We start from the raw sequence: 17,515 nt of genomic DNA, 5'->3' as shown, positions 1-17,515 counted from the left end.
GAAAGGTCGCCAAACGTCCGATTGACAATAAGGGCGCGAAAGACGCCATGTGGCGCGACATCACGCGTGCGTGAGCTCGATTTAAGGCAAGGACCGGGCACTCGGTCCGGCGCACAAAAGATCAGGAATGAAGGGGAGGGACATCTGATGTTCGAACGCAAAAAACTGTCTCATAAGACTGCCTGGGCCGCAGCAGCGGCCGCCATCGTGGGCCTTACGGCCGTCCTTCCGGCCAAGGCCGAGGATAGCGTCAAGGTCGGTCTGATCCTGCCGATGACCGGCGGCCAGGCCTCGACCGGCAAGCAGATCGAGAACGCGATCAAGCTCTACATGCAGCAGAAGGGCGACACCGTCGCCGGCAAAAAAATCGAGATCATCCTCAAGGACGATGCTGCGATTCCCGACAAGACCAAGACCGCCGCGCAAGAGCTGATTGTCAACGACAAGGTCCATTTCATCGCCGGCTTCGGCGTCACGCCGGCCGCGCTCGCGGCGGCGCCGCTGGCCACGCAAGCCAAGATCCCGGAAGTCGTGATGGCCGCCGGCACCTCCATCATCACCGAGCGCTCGCCCTATATCGTGCGCACCAGCTTCACGCTGGCGCAGTCCTCCACCATCATCGCCGACTGGGCGGTGAAAAACGGCATCAAGAAGGTGGCGACGCTGACCTCGGACTACGCGCCGGGCAATGACGCGCTCAACTTCTTCAAGCAGAACTTCACCGCCGGTGGCGGCGAGGTGGTCGAAGAGGTGAAGACGCCGCTTGCCAATCCCGATTTCGCACCGTTCCTCCAGCGTATGAAGGATGCCAAGCCTGACGCGATCTTCGTGTTCGTGCCGGCCGGCCAGGGCGGCAACTTCATGAAGCAGTATGCCGAACGCGGACTCGACAAGGCGGGCATCAAGGTGATCGGACCGGGTGACGTGACCGACGACGACCTCCTCAACAACATGGGCGACGCCGTGCTGGGCACGGTCACTGCACACCTTTATTCCGCGGCGCATCCCTCGCAGATGAACAAGGATTTCGTCGCGGCCTACAAGAAGGCGTACGGAAACCGGCCGGGCTTCATGGCGGTGAGCGGCTATGACGGCATTCACCTGATCTACGAAGCGCTGAAGAAGACCAATGGCGACACCGACGGCACCAAGCTGGTCGAAGCCATGAAGGGCCAGAAGTGGGAGAGCCCGCGCGGCCCGATCTCGATCGACCCCGAGACCCGCGACATCGTGCAGAACATCTACATCCGGAAGGTCGAGAAGGTCGACGGCGAGCTCTACAACGTCGAGTTCGCGACCTTCGAGGCCGTCAAGGATCTCGGCAAGACCAAGAAGTGACGCGCGAAAGCGCGTCATCCCCGAGCGCGAATTAGCGCGCATCGGGGATCTCGCCCGCCACTCTCGTCATGCCCGGGCTTGACCCGGGCATCCACGCGAGAGTCGAACCAGGAACGTGGATGGCCGGGACAAGCCCGGTCGTGACGATAACGCCAAGCTGAGACGATGACATCAATCCTCACCAACCTGTTCGATGGCGTTGCCTACGGCATGCTGCTGTTCGTGCTGGCTTGCGGGCTCGCGGTCACGCTCGGCTTGATGAACTTCGTCAACCTCGCCCATGGCGCCTTCGCCATGGCCGGCGGCTATGTCTGCATGGTGCTGGTCAACCGGATGGGCTGGCCATTCTTCGCTGCATTGCCGCTTGCCTTCGTCTCCTCTGCTGCGATCGGCATTGTGCTCGAGCGCACGCTGTACCGACACCTCTATGCGCGCAGCCATCTCGACCAGGTGCTGTTCACGATCGGCCTCACCTTCATGTCGGTCGCGGCCGTCGACTACATCCAGGGCTCGTCGCGGGTCTTCATCAATTTGCCGGCGGCGCTCCAGGGCCAGTTCGACGTGTTCGGCGTCGGCGTCGGCCGCTACCGGCTGATGATCATCGTGATCTGCGGGCTGCTCACCATTGCTCTCCAGATGGTGCTCGCGAAGACGCGGTTCGGCAGCCGTCTACGCGCCGCGGTCGATGATCCCCGCGCCGCGAGCGGCCTCGGCATCAACGTGCCGCAGGTGTTCGCCTTCACATTTGCTTTTGGTTGCGGCCTGGCTGGTCTCGGCGGCGCGCTGAGCGCCGAGATCCTCGGCCTCGACCCGTATTTTCCGCTGAAGTTCATGATCTACTTCCTGATCGTGGTCACCGTCGGCGGCTCGTCCTCGATCACCGGCCCGTTTCTGGCCTCGCTGCTGCTCGGCATCGGCGACGTCGCCGGCAAATATTACGTCCCGAAGATGGGACCTTTCGTGATCTACACCATGATGATCGTGATCCTGATCTGGCGCCCGAACGGCCTGTTCGGCCGCACGGCCGCGCGTTGAGTTCGCCGATGAGCGCCTCCTCCGACGTCGGCTATCACGCCCAGCGCCAGGCACGCTGGCATTATGGCGAGGCCGCTTTCTGGCTGATCGTGCTGGGCTGCGGCTTCGTATTTCCCACGCGTTATTTGATCATGACGGACATCCTGCGGCTCGCGCTGTTTGCGATGTCGCTCGATCTGATCCTCGGTTACGCCGGCATCGTCTCGCTCGGCCATGCAGCCTTCTTCGGCGCCGGTGCTTACGCGGCGGGGCTTCTCGCGCTGCATGGGATCATCAACGAGCCCGTGCTTGCGCTTGTCGTCGCAGGCCTTGTCGCGATGGTGCTCGGCTTCGCCACCAGCTTCCTGGTGATCCGAGGCGTCGACCTGACGCGGCTGATGGTGACACTCGGCATCGCGTTGTTGCTGGAGGCGCTGGCCGAACGCTTCTCCAACATCACCGGCGGCACCGACGGCCTGCAGGGTATCGAGATGCAGCCGATCTTCGGTGAGATCCCGTTCGACATGTTCGGCAAGACCGGCTTCTTCTATTCGCTCGCCGTTCTGTTCCTGTTGTTCCTGTTCGCCCGCCGCGTCGTGCATTCGCCGTTCGGGCTGTCGTTGCGGGCGATCAAGAACAATCCGCTGCGCGCGGCCGCGATCGGCATTCCCGTCAACCGCCGCCTGATTGCGATCTACACACTCGCGGCGTTCTATGCCGGCATCGCAGGCGCACTGTTCACCCAGACCACCGCGATCGCCTCGCTCGACGTGTTCGCCTTCGAGCGCTCGGCGGACCTGATGCTGGTGCTCGTGATCGGCGGCACCGGCTATCTCTATGGCGGCCTGATCGGCGCGGTGCTGTTCCGCATGCTACAGGAGTTGTTCTCCACCATCACCCCGCAATACTGGCAGTTCTGGATCGGGCTCGTGCTGGTCGTGATCGTCCTGGTCGGCCGGCAACGCCTGCATCGCTGGATGCTGTATGTGCCCAATCTGGTCATCAAGCAGATAGCCGGGCGCAAGGCCGTCGTCGCCGTGCCGGAGAGCGATGCATGACCATCGCGCTCGAAACCCAGAATCTCGAAAAGCAGTTCGGTGGTCTGCGCGTCACTCGCGACTTGTCGCTAAAAATCGAACAAGGCGCCCGCCACGCGCTGATCGGCCCGAACGGCGCCGGCAAGACCACGGTCATCAACCAGCTCACCGGCGTGCTCAAGCCGAACTCGGGCCGCATCCTGCTCGAAGGCCAGGACATCACCGATCTGCCCGTGCACAAGCGCGTGTTGCGCGGCTTGTCGCGTACCTTCCAGATCAACCAGCTCTATCCCGACCTGACCCCGCTCGAGACCATCGGTCTCGCTGTCTCCGAGCGCCTCGGCCATGGCGGTGACTGGTGGCGGCGGATGGGTACGCGCAGCGACGTCAACGGCGAGATCGCCGATCTCCTGACACGCTTCCACCTGCTTGACGTCATGAACGAGCAGACCGTGACGCTGCCTTACGGCAAGCAGCGCCTGCTCGAGATCGCGGTCGCGATCGCCGCCAAGCCGCGCGTGCTGCTGCTGGATGAGCCCGCCGCCGGCGTGCCTGAGAGCGAGCGCCATGACATTCTCGCCGTCGTTGGCAGCCTGCCGCGCGACGTCACGGTGCTGCTGATCGAGCACGACATGGACCTCGTGTTCTCCTTCGCCGACCGCATCTCTGTCCTGGTCTCCGGTGCGCTGCTCACCGAAGGACCGCCCGAGCAGGTCGCGCGCGACCCGCAGGTCAAGGCGGTCTATCTCGGCGAGGAGGCGGTCAATGTCTGACCTGCTCGCGATCGACTCGCTTCGCGCCGGCTACGGCGAGGCCGTGGTGCTGCCGAACATGTCCCTGCGTCTCTCCGAAGGCCAGGTGCTGGCACTGTTGGGGCGCAACGGCACCGGCAAGACCACGCTGATCAATTCGATCGTCGGCGTCACCCGTCGCTTCTCCGGCAATGTCCGGCTGGCCGGTAGCGACGTCACGACTTTGCGGCCGGACCAGCGGGCGCGCGCCGGGATCGGCTGGGTGCCGCAGGAGCGCAACATCTTCCGCTCGCTCACGGTGGAGGAGAACATGTCCGCAGTGGCCCAGCCCGGCCCCTGGACGGTCGAGAGGGTCTACGAGATGTTTCCGCGGCTGAAGGAGCGGCGGAGCAATTTTGGCAACCAGCTCTCCGGCGGCGAGCAGCAGATGCTGGCGATTGGTCGCGCGCTGACCCTCAATCCGAAAGTGCTTCTCCTGGACGAGCCGACCGAGGGCCTTGCCCCCATCATCGTCGAGGAGCTTTTGAAGGCGATCGGGACCATCACGCGGGCGGGCGGCATCTGCTCGATCATCGTCGAGCAGAATGCCCAAAAGATTCTGGGGCTGGCCGACCGTGTTGTGATATTGGAGCGCGGAACGATCGTCCACGACGCCCCGAGCGCCGCGCTGAAGGCCGACCCGTCGGTCCTCGAGCGCCACCTCGGCGTCGCAGGGGCGGCGGCCCACTAAAAATAACTGGGAGTAAGAAATGCAGCGAACCAAAGCCCCCTTCCGCGCCGACGAGGTCGGCAGCCTCCTGCGTCCCGCCAAGATCAAGGAAGCCCGCGCCAGGCTGGAGAAGGGCGAGATCTCGGCCGACGATCTGCGCAAGATCGAGGACATGGAGATCGAGAAGGTCGTGCATAAGCAGGCCTCGCTCGGCCTGAAGCTCGCAACCGACGGCGAATTCCGCCGCTCCTGGTGGCATTTCGACTTCCTGGCCAAGCTCACCGGCTGCGAAATGTTCCACCCCGACACCGGCATCCAGTTCGCGGGCGTCGAGACGCGGCATGACGCGGTGCGGGTGATCGGCAAGCTCGATTTCCCCGATGACCATCCGATGCTGGATCACTTCCGCTTCCTGAAGAAGGTCGCCGACCAGGCCCACGTCACCGCGAAGATGACGATCCCGTCGCCGGCGGTGCTGCACTTCCGTGGCGGCCGCAAGGCGATCTCCAAGGACGTGTATCCCGATCTCGACGCCTTCTACGAAGACCTCGGCAAGACCTACCGCAAGGCCGTGAAGGCGTTCTATGACGCCGGCTGCCGCTATCTCCAGTTCGACGACACCGTGTGGGCCTATCTCTGCTCGCCGGACGAATTGCAGAAGGCGCGCGAGCGGGGCGACAATCCCGAGGGTCTCCAGCAGATCTATGCGCGCGTCATCAACTACGCGCTGGCGGAGAAGCCCGCCGACATGGTGGTGACGACGCATGTCTGCCGCGGCAATTTCCGTTCGACCTGGATTTCTTCAGGCGGCTACGAGCCGGTTGCCGAGACCATGCTCGCCGGCACCAATTACGACGGCTATTTCCTCGAATACGACAGCGACCGCGCGGGTGGCTTCGAGCCGCTGCGCTTCCTGCCCAAGGGCAACAAGGTCGTCGTGGTCGGCGTCATCACCTCGAAATTCGGTGAGCTCGAGAAGAGGGATGACATCAAGCGCCGTCTCGAGGAAGCCGCCAAGTTCGCCCCGCTGGAGCAGCTCGCACTATCGCCGCAGTGCGGTTTTGCGTCGACGGAGGAGGGCAACGTCCTCTCCGAAGAGGAACAGTGGGCCAAGCTCAGCCTCGCCGTGGAGATCGCGAAGGAAGTGTGGGGCCAATAGGGCTCCACTCGCTCACTGTCATTCCCCGCGAAGGCGGGGAATCCAGTACGCCGCGGCTCCTCGGATAATCGCTGACTTCTCGGCGTACTGGATCGCCCGGTCAAGCCGGGCGAGGGTGAGGCACACGCCCCTCACTTCTCCGCCAGATAAACCTCTCCCAGCAGCGACGAGTTCGACCACGGCACCTGCTTGCTCTTTGTGGTCGACACCACCTCCGCCCGCACACGTGTCAGCATCTGCTGCACTTCCAGGCCAGGCGTGCCGATGTGGCGGGAGAGGGCAGCGGAGAACGGCGAGTTGGCGCCTTCGCCGTCGAGCGCGACCTGGCCCGGCGCAGTGGCGAAAGCGATCAGCGTGCCGGCGCCGAGCGTCGCGCCGGCGCCCAGGCTCGTTGGGGCTGCGAGGCCCGAGGCAGCTTCGATGGCGCGGTTGGTGGCAGCTGATGCAACCTGCTGTGCCATCGGATTATTGCGGCAGGCATCGAAGATCAAAATGTTGGTGCGGACCTGGTCGTCGAGGCCGGCCATGATCGTATCCATGTCGATCATCGCGTCCGTCATCCTCGCGCCCGGCTTGAGCTCGACGTCGACGGGAATGAGATAGTTGCGACCCTCGACCTGCACGCCGTGGCCGGCATAGTAGACCACCACGATTTGCGCCCGCGCCGCCTCCCGCAAGAAGTCACGCGTCATCTTTTGCATCGCCGCGCGGTCGAGATCGACGCCTTCTGACACAGTGAAGCCGATGTTGCGCAGGCTCTTCGCAACGGCGCGCGCGTCATTGGGCGGATTGGGCAGTGCCTTGACATGCGCATAGGCGCCATTGCCGATGATCAGCGCCATGCGCGTGCCGCGCGCGGCCGGAGCAGGCGAGGGGGACGGCGCGGCACCCGTCTGCTGGGGAGCCGGTGCCTGTGCCTGCTCGGTCGGTGATGGCCCATCCCGCGGGATCGGCACGCTAGCGTCGGTGACCAGCGACAGCCGCACCTTTGCCGTGGCCTGATTGGCCTTGCTGCCGGCATCGGAAGCCGTGATTGCCAGCGTCGCCTTGTAGTCGTCCCTCGCGTGCGCGTAATCGCCTTTCGCCTCATAGGCCAGCGCGCGATGGGTGTAGCCCGAGATCAGCACGCTGTTCGGCGGCGTCATGATGTTGACGGGCGGCTTCTCTTTCGCGAGCCTAATCGCTTCGCTGCCGTCGGCAATCGCGCGATCGTAATCGCCTCTGACGCGCCAGATCGCGGTCCGGTTGATCAGCGGCTGCGGCAGTGTCGGGTCGAGCCGGATCGCCTGGTTGATGTCGGCCAGCGCGCCGTCGAGGTCGCCGAGCGCCTCCTTCGCGATGCCGCGGTTCTGGAACGAGAACGCCGATCTCGGGTCGGCTTTGATCGACATGTCGTAGTCGACGATCGCCTTGGCGTAGTCGCCCTTGCCGCGCCAGGCATTGCCGCGATTGTGGAATATGGTACCGCTCGGCGGGCCAAGCTTCAGCGCGTCGTCGAAATCGGCAATCGCGATTTCGTACTCGCCTCTGTCGTAGTAGGCCGATCCCCTGAGATTATAGACTGCCTGGCTCGGCTGGAGCCGGATCGCTTCCGTGGCGTCGGTGATGACCTTTGGGTATTCGCCCTTCTTGTTCCAGCCCACCGCGCGCCAGAAGTAGACCGTTGCGAGCTGCTCGCCTCTGAACACCTTCAGCGCGATGATCTTGCTGCAGGCGTCGATCATCTGGTCCGCCGGCGTGGTGTCGGTGGTGCAGAGCGGCCCAAGCTGGTTGCGCGCCTGCGAAAAAGCGGGCGCCGACCACAGCGTTGCGGCGAGCAGGCAAAGCGCGACGAGGAGGCGACGCATCGGTGGTGGTCCCGTTGAGGAGAGGCGTCTGTTTGTTGCCCGGCAGGGGAAGGTGGTTCATGGCCTCGCTGCTGTGCACACGGCAACGGGGGCGGCTCTATCCCCTCTTCCCTCAGTGGGCAGATTTTGCTAGGAGGCGCTACCCAATCCTTCTGCCCACTGCGTCCCACTTCATGAAGAATGACGAAATCCTGAGCCAAATCACCGAGTTCTGCCGCAAGGCCGACATGGCGGAATCGACGTTTGGCCGGCGCGCGGTGAACGATGGGAAGCTTGTGCATCGCCTGCGCGAGGGCAAGCGCATCACGATCGACACGCTGGACCGGATCCAGGCTTATATGGCCGCATCGATGGCCGGCGGCGTGCCTCCCCCGCGGGGACTTCAGGTGCCGCCGGAAAAGCGCGATCCGCGCGGCAATTTCCGCTTCTTCGAGAACCGCCAGAAATACCTGCTGTTCGTCCACACTTGCAGTGAGAAGCGGGTGGTCGCCGAGCGCGTGGCGCTGGAGCTTGCCAGCATTCATCCCCGGCCGCCGGCGCTGCGCGTGTTCGATGCCGGCGTTGGCGACGGCACGGTACTGGCGCGCGTGCTGCGCGCGATGCACCAGCGCTTTCCGCACATGCCGTTCTATGTCGCCGGCAAGGAGCTCAGTCTCGAGGACCTCCGCCTGACGCTGGACAAGGTGCCGGATCGCATTTTCGAGCATCCGGCCTCGGTGTTCGTTTTTACCAACATGCTTTACGCGGAGGCGCCCTGGCTCACGCCGGCATCGCCCGCGGCGGCCGCCGCGACCGTCTGGCATGAGGTTCCCCTGCGGGGGGCTTCCTCGGGCGAGTTCGAGACGCAAATCGCGGAGTTGAAGCCGTTTTTGGAGCAGAACTGGCGCGCGGCGGTCAGCCCGCGCACGGGGATGCCGCTCTATGAGCGGCCTGTCGTGCTGGTGCTCTACCGTGAAGATCAGCGGTTTCTGCTCGATTCGACCATTCCACGGCCGGGCCAGGCCGAGGCCAATTTTGACCTCGTTATTGCATCCCAGCCATACCGCGCGCTGTCCTCGGTCAATTTCCGGGCAAAACGGATCATTGCGCCCCTGGCGCGGGCCTTGCGGGCAGGCGGCCGCCTGATCGGAATTCACTCCCACGGGCAGGATCCGGGCATGGAGATGATCCAGGCGATCTGGCCCGGAGAAAATCCTTTCTCGGTGAGCCGTCATGAGCTATTGCGCGCGGTGAAGTATGAGCTCGGCTCGGTGGGCCGCGACCTAAATTTTAATGCTTACGCAGATAACCGCTCGATCTTCAGGTATGATATGGAAGCGCTGCCCAACGAGGTGACAGGCACTATCGGAACCTCGACGGCCTTTGCAGCCTGGAATGCGGCGGTGTATGTCGCTCAGATTGAGGACGACCGGTTGACGGAAATGACTCAAAACGGCCGCACTCTGGATGCCGCCAGGGACGTGCTGCGAAAGTATAATGGGCTCTGGTTTCTCGACGAATCCTACGTCATCTCGCGCCGGCGTGATTGACATCATTCAAAGCTAAACATCGCAAACGCCCGCCAGCTAGCGGCGGAACAAGGGGTTACTGATGCGCGCGTCCTATCTCTTCACCAGCGAGTCCGTGTCCGAAGGCCATCCGGACAAGGTGTGCGACCGGATCTCCGACGAGATCGTCGATCTGTTCTACCGCGAAGGACCGAAAGCCGGCATCGATCCCTGGCAAATTCGCGCCGCCTGCGAAACGCTCGCGACCACCAACAAGGTCGTGATCGCCGGTGAGACCCGCGGTCCCGCATCCGTCACCAACGAGCAGATCGAAGGCGTCGTGCGCGCCGCGATCAAGGACATCGGCTACGAGCAGGAAGGTTTCCACTGGCAGAAGGCCGACATCGAGATCCTGCTGCATCCGCAGTCCGCCGACATCGCGCAGGGCGTGGATGCGCTGCAGCCGGGCGAAGTCAAGGAAGAGGGCGCGGGCGACCAGGGCATCATGTTCGGCTACGCCACCAACGAGACGCCGGATCTGATGCCGGCGCCGATCTTCTACGCCCACAAGATCCTCCGTCTCATCTCCGAAGCGCGCCACTCCGGCCGCGAGAAGGTGTTGGGCCCGGACTCCAAGAGCCAGGTCACCGTGCAGTACGAGAACGGCAAGCCGGTCGGCGTGCGCGAGATCGTGGTGTCGCATCAGCATCTGGTCGAGGACATCTCGTCCAAGCAGATTCGCGACATCGTCGAGCCCTATGTGCGCGAGGCGCTGCCGAAGGACTGGATCACGGCGAAGACCATCTGGCACATCAACCCGACCGGCAAGTTCTACATCGGCGGTCCCGACGGCGATTCCGGCCTGACCGGCCGCAAGATCATCGTCGACACCTATGGTGGTGCGGCTCCGCACGGTGGCGGCGCGTTCTCCGGCAAGGATCCGACCAAGGTCGACCGCTCGGCCGCCTATGCGGCCCGCTATGTCGCCAAGAACATCGTCGCGGCCGGTCTTGCGGATCGCTGCACATTGCAGCTCGCCTACGCCATCGGCGTGGCGCGTCCGCTGTCGATCTACATCGACACCCACGGCACCGGTAAGGTGTCGGAGGATCAGCTCGAGAAGGCCGCCGCCAAGGCGATGGATCTCACCCCGCGTGGCATCCGCAGCCATCTCGATCTCAACCGCCCGATCTACGCGCGCACCTCCGCCTATGGCCATTTCGGCCGTACCCCCGACAACGAGGGCGGCTTCTCCTGGGAGAAGACCGATCTCGTTGAAGCGCTCAAGCGCGCGGTCTGATTCCCGGGACGCCGCCACGGCGGCGAACCCGGTTCTTCCATCGTATCGAGATTCCGGGTTCGCCTCTCCAGGGCGGCCCGGAATGACCAATTCAACAACAGGACGCCCGCAATGAACGCGAAGCCCGGCTTCACCGATTACATCGTCAAGGACATTTCGCTCGCCGATTTCGGCCGCAAGGAGCTCTCCCTCGCCGAGACCGAGATGCCCGGCCTGATGGCCACCCGCGAAGAGTATGGCCCGAAGCAGCCGCTGAAGGGCGCGCGCATCGCCGGCTCGCTGCACATGACAATCCAGACCGGCGTGCTGATCGAGACGCTGGCCGCGCTCGGCGCCGACATCCGCTGGGTCTCCTGCAACATCTATTCGACGCAGGATCACGCTGCGGCGGCGATCGCAGCCGCCGGCATTCCGGTGTTCGCCGTCAAGGGTGAGAGCCTTACCGAATACTGGGACTACACCGCCAAGCTGTTCGACTGGCACGGCGGCGGTCACCCGAACATGATCCTCGACGACGGCGGCGACGCCACCATGTACGTCCATCTCGGTCTGCGCGCCGAGAACGGCGACACCAAGTTCCTGGACAAGCCGGGTTCGGAAGAAGAGGAAGTCTTCTTCGCGCTTCTGAAGAAGCAGCTCAAGGAGAAGCCGAAGGGCTACTTCGCCGAGATCGCCAAGAGCATCAAGGGCGTTTCCGAAGAGACCACCACGGGCGTGCATCGTCTCTATGACATGCAGAAGGCGGGCACGCTGCTGTGGCCGGCCATCAACGTCAACGACAGCGTCACCAAGTCGAAATTCGACAACCTCTATGGCTGCCGTGAATCGCTGGTCGACGGCATCCGCCGCGGCACCGACGTGATGATGTCGGGCAAGGTTGCGATGGTCGCGGGCTTCGGCGACGTCGGCAAGGGTTCGGCCGCCTCGCTGCGCCAGGCCGGCTGCCGCGTCTTGGTCTCCGAAGTCGATCCGATCTGCGCGCTGCAGGCGGCGATGGAAGGCTATGAAGTCGTGACCATGGAAGACGCCGCGCCCCGTGCCGACATCTTCGTCACCGCGACCGGCAACAAGGACATCATCACGATCGAGCACATGCGCGCGATGAAGGATCGCGCCATCGTCTGCAACATCGGTCACTTCGACAACGAGATCCAGATCGTGGGTCTGCGTAACCTGAAATGGACCAACATCAAGCCGCAGGTCGACGAGATCGAATTCCCCGACAAGCACCGCATCATCATGCTGTCGGAAGGCCGCCTCGTGAATCTCGGCAATGCGATGGGCCATCCGTCCTTCGTGATGTCGGCATCCTTCACCAACCAGACGCTGGCGCAGATCGAGCTCTTCGCCAACAACAAGGACGGCAAGTACAAGAAGGAAGTCTACGTGCTGCCGAAGTCGCTCGACGAAAAGGTCGCGCGCCTGCACCTCGCCAAGATCGGCGTCAAGCTCACCGAGCTGCGCAAGGATCAGGCCGACTACATCGGCGTCAAGCAGGAAGGTCCGTACAAGTCGGACCATTATCGGTACTGATCCGCTGATCGTATCTATTTTCGACGCAAAGCCCCGGAGCGATCCGGGGCTTTGTTGTCTTGAGCGCGACGAACGCGTCTCTTCGCGGTTGTGTCAGGGCCGATTGCCAGTTGACGAGCGATGATCCCGGTCAGACAATTCCTGGCGGCGGAGGAAACAATGGCTCAAGACCATTTCGATGTGCTGATCGTCGGTGCCGGCCTGTCCGGGATCGGCGCGGGCTATCATCTGCAGACCAAATGCCCGGGCAAGAGCTACGTCATCCTCGAGGGGCGCGACTGCGTCGGCGGTACCTGGGATCTGTTTCGCTATCCTGGCGTCCGCTCCGACAGCGACATGTTCACGCTCGGCTATTCCTTCAAGCCGTGGACCGATCCGAAGGCGATCGCGGACGGCGCGCAGATTCTCAATTATGTGCGCGAAACCGCAGCCGAGAACGGTATCGAGAAGCACATCCGCTTCCACCATCGTGTCAAGCGTGCGGCGTGGTCGACGAGTGAGGCGCGCTGGACCGTCGAGGCCGAGCGCATCACCGGCGAGGGCGCCACCGAAACCGTGCGCTTTACCTGCAATTTACTGTTCATGTGCTCGGGGTATTACAAGTACGAGGCGGGCTATACGCCGGAGTTCAAGGGCGTCGTGGATTTCGCCGGCCGCATCGTGCATCCGCAGAAATGGACCGACGACATCGACTGCGCGGGCAAGCGCGTCGTCGTGATCGGCTCGGGCGCGACCGCGGTGACGCTGGTGCCGGAGCTCGCCAAGACGGCCGCGCAGGTCACGATGCTGCAGCGCTCACCGACCTATGTGGTGTCGCGCCCGGCACAGGATCCCGTCGCCAACAAATTGCGGCGCAATCTGCCGACGCGGCTTGCCTATCATCTGATCCGCTGGCGCAACGTGATGTGGGGGATGTTCTTCTTCCAGCTCAGTCGGCGCCGCCCTGCGAAGGTGAAGGAGCTGGTTCTCAAGGGCGTGCAGATGGCGCTCAGCCCCGACTACGACGTCGCGACCCATTTCACGCCGCGCTACAATCCGTGGGACCAGCGGCTCTGCCTCGTGCCGGATGGCGACCTGTTCAAGGCGATTCGCGAGCAGCGCGCCTCCGTGGTGACCAAAGAGATCGACATGTTCACCCAGGGCGGTATCCGCCTGAAGGACGGCAGCGAGCTTGCGGCGGACATCATCGTGACCGCGACGGGACTGGTGCTCCAGGTCGTCGGCGGTCTCGACATCAGTGTCGACGGCCGCACCGTCGATTTCGCCAATACGCTGACCTACAAAGGCATGATGTATGCCGAGGTGCCCAACATGGCCTCCGCCTTCGGCTACACCAACGCATCATGGACACTGAAATGCGACCTCACCTGCGAATATGTCTGCCGCCTGATCAACTACATGGACCGGCACAATTTCCGGCAGTGCATGCCGCACAATGACGATCCCTCGATTACCGCGCAGCCGTCGCTCGACTTCACCTCGGGTTATGTGCAGCGCTCGGTCGCAAAGATGCCGAAGCAAGGCTCGAAGCAGCCGTGGCGGCTCTACCAGAACTACGCGCTCGACATCGTCTCCTTGCGGTTCGGCCGGATCGACGACGGCGTGATGCAATATTCCTGATCGCGACGACCTCGGCGTTCTAAGCCTTACGGGTGGTAAGCGGCAGGGCAAAATCAATCGCGAGTGCGAGCACCACCGCGCCACCGCCCAGCGCGAACAGGACGAGATAATCGCCGCCGGTCTGCGCGTAGATCCAGGAGAAGCCGTAGGCCGCGGCCGCCTGGAACAGCGCAAAGCTGGTCGTGGCATGGCTCCACGTCCTGCGCTGCTGCTCGGCAGAATGGGGGACCAGCTCATGGATACGTCCGAGCACGAGCGGTACGATGCCGGGTGTGAAGCCGCCGACCACGACGCTCGACACGATCAGCGAGAGAGGCGCGGTACTGACGGTCGGGAGCAACACGGCGGCCGCTTCGATCAGGAAGGCGGCGCGTAGCGCGGGTCCAAACCCGGCGCGATCGCCGAGGTGACCGGTGACCAGGGGGCCGACGATTGCGCCAAGGCCGTAGAGCACCCAGTAGTGCGATCCCGCGGCAATACCCTGGCCGAGGCCGCGCGCGACGAAATCGACGATGAAGACCATGTGCGGCACCAGCGCCACCGCGTTGAGGCCGTATTGGACGAGCAAGCCGCGAACGGCGGGCGAAGCGTGCTTCGCCGGCTGCGATGACACGGTATCGGTCTTGGCCTCGGCAGGCCAGTTCCACCAGCTCACCAGCGTGAGCGTGCCAGAGACCACGCCAAGACCATACCAACTCTGTTGCAAGCCTTGCTGCAGCAATAGCGGCACCAGCGTGCCCGATGCGGCGACACCGAGCCCGACACCGGCAAAGATCACGCCGCCGACCATGCCGCGCTTTGCGGCCGAGGTATGGGGCAGAATGACGGAGGCCGCCAGTACCATGATGATTCCGCCGGTGAGCCCCGACAGGAAGCGCCAGGCGAAGAACCAGGTGAACGACACCGGGGTTGAGCTGGCAAAAAAAGAGAGGGTCGCGAGCAACATCATCGCCCGCAAGGTGCGAACGGCGCCGATGCGCGCGGCCACGGTCCGCGCCGCGAGCGCGCCGGCGAGATAGCCGGCCAGGTTCGCTGCACCGAGATAGACGACGTCGGACGCGCCGAACCATTTTGCGGCGATCAGGGCCGGGATCAGCGGCGTATAGGAAAAGCGCGCGAGGCCGAGTCCGACCAGCGATGCTGACAATCCGGCTACCGCATATCGCCGGGTTTGCTGTGAAGAAATCTCTGATGTCGAACCCGACCGCTGATGCGGTCGGGGATGAACTTGCTGCTTGGCATCTGCGTCTGTCATGTCGTCCTCGTGCGCGCCAAGGCGCTAGCGTTCAGTGGCCGGCGCTCTGGCCGCCGTCGACATGCAGGATCTCGCCGGTGACGAAGGAGGCGCCCTCGAGATAGAGCACGGCATCGACGATGTCGGACATCTCGCCCATATGGCCGACGGGATGCAGCCCATCGAGCTGGGCGTGCGTCGCGACGGGATGCATCGGCGACTTGATGATGCCGGGCGACACCGCGTTGACGCGGATACCGCGCTTGGCATATTCGATCGCGAGCGACTTGGTCGCGGCGCTCAACCCGCCCTTGCTCAGCGAGGCCAGCACCGAGGGCACGTTCGAATTGGCCTGGTCGACCAGCGTGGTTGTGATCTGGACGACGTGCCCGGACCCCTGCTTCTCCATCTCGGCGATGGCAAGCTGCGTGACGTGGAAGAAGCCCGCGACGTTGGTGCCCATCACCGCCGCATAGTCCTCCGCCGTGTACTGCGTGAACGGCTTTGCGACGAAGATGCCGGCGTTGTTGACCAGCGTGTCGACGCGGCCGAAGCGGGCGACGGCTTGCGAGACCACCCGCTCGGCGGTGTTCCGGTCGGCGATGTCGCCGGCAATGGCGAGGACATCGTCATCGCCCGACGGCTTGATGGAGCGCGCTGTCGCGACGACGCGATAGTTTCGATCGCGAAAACCCTGGACTAGGGCCGCACCGATGCCCTGCGAGGCACCGGTGACGATGGCAACCTTCTGTTCGATACCCATGATGGGCTCCTGTTGCTGGATTTCAGAACCTGCGCCAGCGGGGCTGGCTTGACGGATGAGGTACGCCGCAGCGGGCTGGCTGCGAATATGCGCTGTCCGGCAGACACTCTTTCGCGGCGCGAACGAATGCCGAACCGGCGTTCGGCGGTGGTTGTCGCGGCAGGAGCGAACGCCTAGCTTGCAGTCGGAGCTCGATGGGCTGGTGGGAGACGTATGGATCGTCTGGATGCGATGAAGGTGTTTGTCCTTGCGGTGGACGACGGCAGCCTTGCCGCTGCGGGCCGCAAGCTCGGCCGTTCGCCGGCGGCGGTGAGCCGCGCCATTGCTTTCCTGGAGCAGCGGGTCGGTGCCGAGCTGCTGCACCGGACCACACGCTCCATCAAGCTGAGCGAGGAGGGCGAGCGCTACGTCGCGGTCTGCAGGCGCGTGCTTACCGAGCTGGAGGAGGCCGACGACATCGCGGCCGGGCCGCGCACGGCGCCCCGCGGCCTGCTCACGATCACCGCCCCGGTGGTGTCGGGTGAGATGGTGCTGCGGCCGATCCTCGATGCCTTTCTCGATGCCTATCCGACCGTGTCGGCAAAACTCCTGCTGTTCGATCGCGCGGTCAATCTGATCGAGGAGGGGGTCGACGTCGCGCTCCGCATCGGCCATCTCGCGGATTCAGCGATGGTCGCGATGCGGGTCGGCGAGATCAGCCGCGTCGTGGTGGCATCACCACGCTATCTGAAGCAGCACCCGCGCATCACCGAGCCCGGCGATCTCGCCAAGCACCAGATCGTCGCGATGGCCCACCTTCCCAATTCGTGGACCTTTGCGCCGCAGGTCGGCTCGTCGGCTGCCCGCACGGTGCAGTTCACGCCGCGGCTCGTCGTCAACAGCACCTATGCGGCGGTGGCCTCGGCCGTCGCCGGCCGCGGTGTGGCGCGAATGTATTCGTACCAGGTGGGTGAGCAGGTCGCGCGCGGCGAGCTCGAGATCGTGCTGCCCGGCGACGAGGATCCCGAGATGCCCGCGCATTTGATCTGTCCGCAGGGCCGGCTCTCGGTGCCGAAGGTGCGGACCTTCACGGACTTTGCGGTGCCGCGGCTGAAGAAGCAGTTTGCACAGCTCAGGAACAGCATCACTGCGCGGTGAGCCGCTGCGCGCACGGGCAATGCGTTGTTTTGCGTATACGGCCGCTAGGCTGAATCAGCCATGCTGCCCGAACGGTTAACGTCGGATTAACCGCGGAGTCCTAGCCTGTCTCGGCCGGGGTTACTTGCAAGGCCGAGGTGAGCCCAATGGAAGCCCAGAGAATCGCGGTCGACGCCGTCGTCGCGTTGACCGATTGCGACCGCGACGCCGTCATCGCGTTCATCCGCCGCCTGTATCTCGCCGGCGTCACCGACCCCAAGCGCCTGACCTTCAAGGGTCTCCAGGCCCTGTCACGGGCGTGACTAGGGCCGCGTACAATCAATTACTGAACGGTCGGATCGTTGATCCGGATTGACGTGACACGGTCCGCCTGCACTTCGAATGAGAAGGGCCATGGGTGATAGGTCCAGAGATCGGTCTTCTCTAGCCCGCTCGGCCCGACATGGAAGGGGCCGCCGAGCTGCGCCATCAGCTTCTCGGTGCTGTCGCCGAGATTGATGTGGTTGAAGCTGTAGCCCGGGGGCGGGTGCCGGCCCGCTGACCTGAAGCGCGGCCTCATCGTGCTGTCGGCTGCGATGACCGCGT

Annotated in this window: 16 protein-coding genes; 12 read left to right on the top strand and 4 right to left on the bottom strand. The window is 64.0% G+C overall.

Annotated elements, in window-relative coordinates; genetic code table 11:
• Positions 1–147 precede the first annotated feature (147 nt).
• The 6 genes from IVA75_RS15085 (at position 148) to IVA75_RS15060 (ending at position 6,009) form a co-directional block, all read left to right on the top strand.
• Positions 148–1,338 (top strand): ABC transporter substrate-binding protein, encoded by a 1,191-nt coding sequence (locus tag IVA75_RS15085; RefSeq protein WP_027566804.1) that lies wholly within the window; start codon positions 148–150, stop codon positions 1,336–1,338.
• Between the two features lie 165 nt (positions 1,339–1,503).
• On the top strand, positions 1,504–2,373 hold the full coding sequence (locus IVA75_RS15080; protein ID WP_027566805.1) for a branched-chain amino acid ABC transporter permease: 870 nt from the start codon (positions 1,504–1,506) through the stop codon (positions 2,371–2,373).
• 8 nt (positions 2,374–2,381) lie between these two features.
• Entirely contained in the window at positions 2,382–3,410 is a 1,029-nt protein-coding gene (locus IVA75_RS15075; RefSeq protein ID WP_027566806.1) for a branched-chain amino acid ABC transporter permease, read from the top strand.
• A complete protein-coding gene (locus tag IVA75_RS15070) occupies positions 3,407–4,162 on the top strand; it encodes an ABC transporter ATP-binding protein (RefSeq protein WP_007612502.1) in 756 nt (251 codons plus the stop codon). The genes IVA75_RS15075 and IVA75_RS15070 overlap by 4 nt, the downstream gene beginning before the upstream one ends.
• Positions 4,155–4,871, top strand: coding sequence for an ABC transporter ATP-binding protein (locus IVA75_RS15065; protein WP_027566808.1), 717 nt, complete (start codon positions 4,155–4,157; stop codon positions 4,869–4,871). Before IVA75_RS15070 ends, IVA75_RS15065 begins: the two co-directional genes overlap by 8 nt.
• Positions 4,872–4,890: 19 nt before the next feature.
• The gene (locus IVA75_RS15060; RefSeq protein ID WP_027566809.1) at positions 4,891–6,009 is read left to right on the top strand and encodes a cobalamin-independent methionine synthase II family protein; all 1,119 of its coding nucleotides are present in this window, start codon (positions 4,891–4,893) and stop codon (positions 6,007–6,009) included.
• A gap of 131 nt (positions 6,010–6,140) precedes the next feature.
• Here IVA75_RS15060 and IVA75_RS15055 read toward each other — a convergent pair whose 3' ends face one another.
• Positions 6,141–7,856, bottom strand: a complete 1,716-nt coding sequence (locus IVA75_RS15055) for a caspase family protein (RefSeq protein WP_247290186.1) — start codon at positions 7,854–7,856, stop codon at positions 6,141–6,143.
• Positions 7,857–8,029: 173 nt separating this feature from the next.
• On the opposite strand from IVA75_RS15055, the gene IVA75_RS15050 reads away from it, so the two are divergent.
• The 4 genes from IVA75_RS15050 (at position 8,030) to IVA75_RS15035 (ending at position 13,796) form a co-directional block, all read left to right on the top strand.
• Complete coding sequence (locus IVA75_RS15050; protein ID WP_027519010.1) at positions 8,030–9,385, top strand: hypothetical protein; 1,356 nt, start codon at positions 8,030–8,032, stop codon at positions 9,383–9,385.
• A gap of 61 nt (positions 9,386–9,446) precedes the next feature.
• A complete protein-coding gene (metK, locus tag IVA75_RS15045) occupies positions 9,447–10,643 on the top strand; it encodes a methionine adenosyltransferase (protein ID WP_247290184.1) in 1,197 nt (398 codons plus the stop codon).
• Between the two features lie 111 nt (positions 10,644–10,754).
• Positions 10,755–12,176: an adenosylhomocysteinase gene (gene ahcY / locus IVA75_RS15040; RefSeq protein WP_247290182.1), complete on the top strand. Its 1,422-nt coding sequence runs from the start codon at positions 10,755–10,757 to the stop codon at positions 12,174–12,176.
• A gap of 159 nt (positions 12,177–12,335) precedes the next feature.
• Positions 12,336–13,796 (top strand): NAD(P)/FAD-dependent oxidoreductase, encoded by a 1,461-nt coding sequence (locus tag IVA75_RS15035; RefSeq protein WP_247290179.1) that lies wholly within the window; start codon positions 12,336–12,338, stop codon positions 13,794–13,796.
• 19 nt (positions 13,797–13,815) lie between these two features.
• Here the strand turns inward: IVA75_RS15035 and IVA75_RS15030 are convergent, their stop codons facing one another.
• On the bottom strand, positions 13,816–15,051 hold the full coding sequence (locus tag IVA75_RS15030) for a YbfB/YjiJ family MFS transporter (RefSeq protein ID WP_247290177.1): 1,236 nt from the start codon (positions 15,049–15,051) through the stop codon (positions 13,816–13,818).
• A gap of 31 nt (positions 15,052–15,082) precedes the next feature.
• On the bottom strand, positions 15,083–15,793 hold the full coding sequence (locus tag IVA75_RS15025; RefSeq protein WP_247290175.1) for an SDR family oxidoreductase: 711 nt from the start codon (positions 15,791–15,793) through the stop codon (positions 15,083–15,085).
• Positions 15,794–16,006: 213 nt separating this feature from the next.
• Here IVA75_RS15025 and IVA75_RS15020 point away from each other — a divergent pair, with 213 nt between their 5' ends.
• Both IVA75_RS15020 and IVA75_RS15015 read left to right on the top strand, forming a co-directional pair.
• Positions 16,007–16,930 carry a LysR family transcriptional regulator gene (locus IVA75_RS15020; RefSeq protein WP_247290173.1) on the top strand — a complete coding sequence of 308 codons (924 nt, stop codon included), beginning with the start codon at positions 16,007–16,009 and terminating at the stop codon, positions 16,928–16,930.
• A gap of 146 nt (positions 16,931–17,076) precedes the next feature.
• Positions 17,077–17,232, top strand: a complete 156-nt coding sequence (locus IVA75_RS15015) for a hypothetical protein (protein ID WP_007612486.1) — start codon at positions 17,077–17,079, stop codon at positions 17,230–17,232.
• 20 nt (positions 17,233–17,252) lie between these two features.
• Here the strand turns inward: IVA75_RS15015 and IVA75_RS15010 are convergent, their stop codons facing one another.
• The gene (locus IVA75_RS15010) at positions 17,253–17,489 is read right to left on the bottom strand and encodes a hypothetical protein (protein ID WP_247290171.1); all 237 of its coding nucleotides are present in this window, start codon (positions 17,487–17,489) and stop codon (positions 17,253–17,255) included.
• Positions 17,490–17,515: the final 26 nt, after the last annotated feature.

The sequence above is a fragment of the Bradyrhizobium sp. 134 genome, from assembly GCF_023074155.1.
Taxonomy (GTDB): domain Bacteria; phylum Pseudomonadota; class Alphaproteobacteria; order Rhizobiales; family Xanthobacteraceae; genus Bradyrhizobium.
This window is presented reverse-complemented; position numbering and strand designations above follow the sequence as displayed.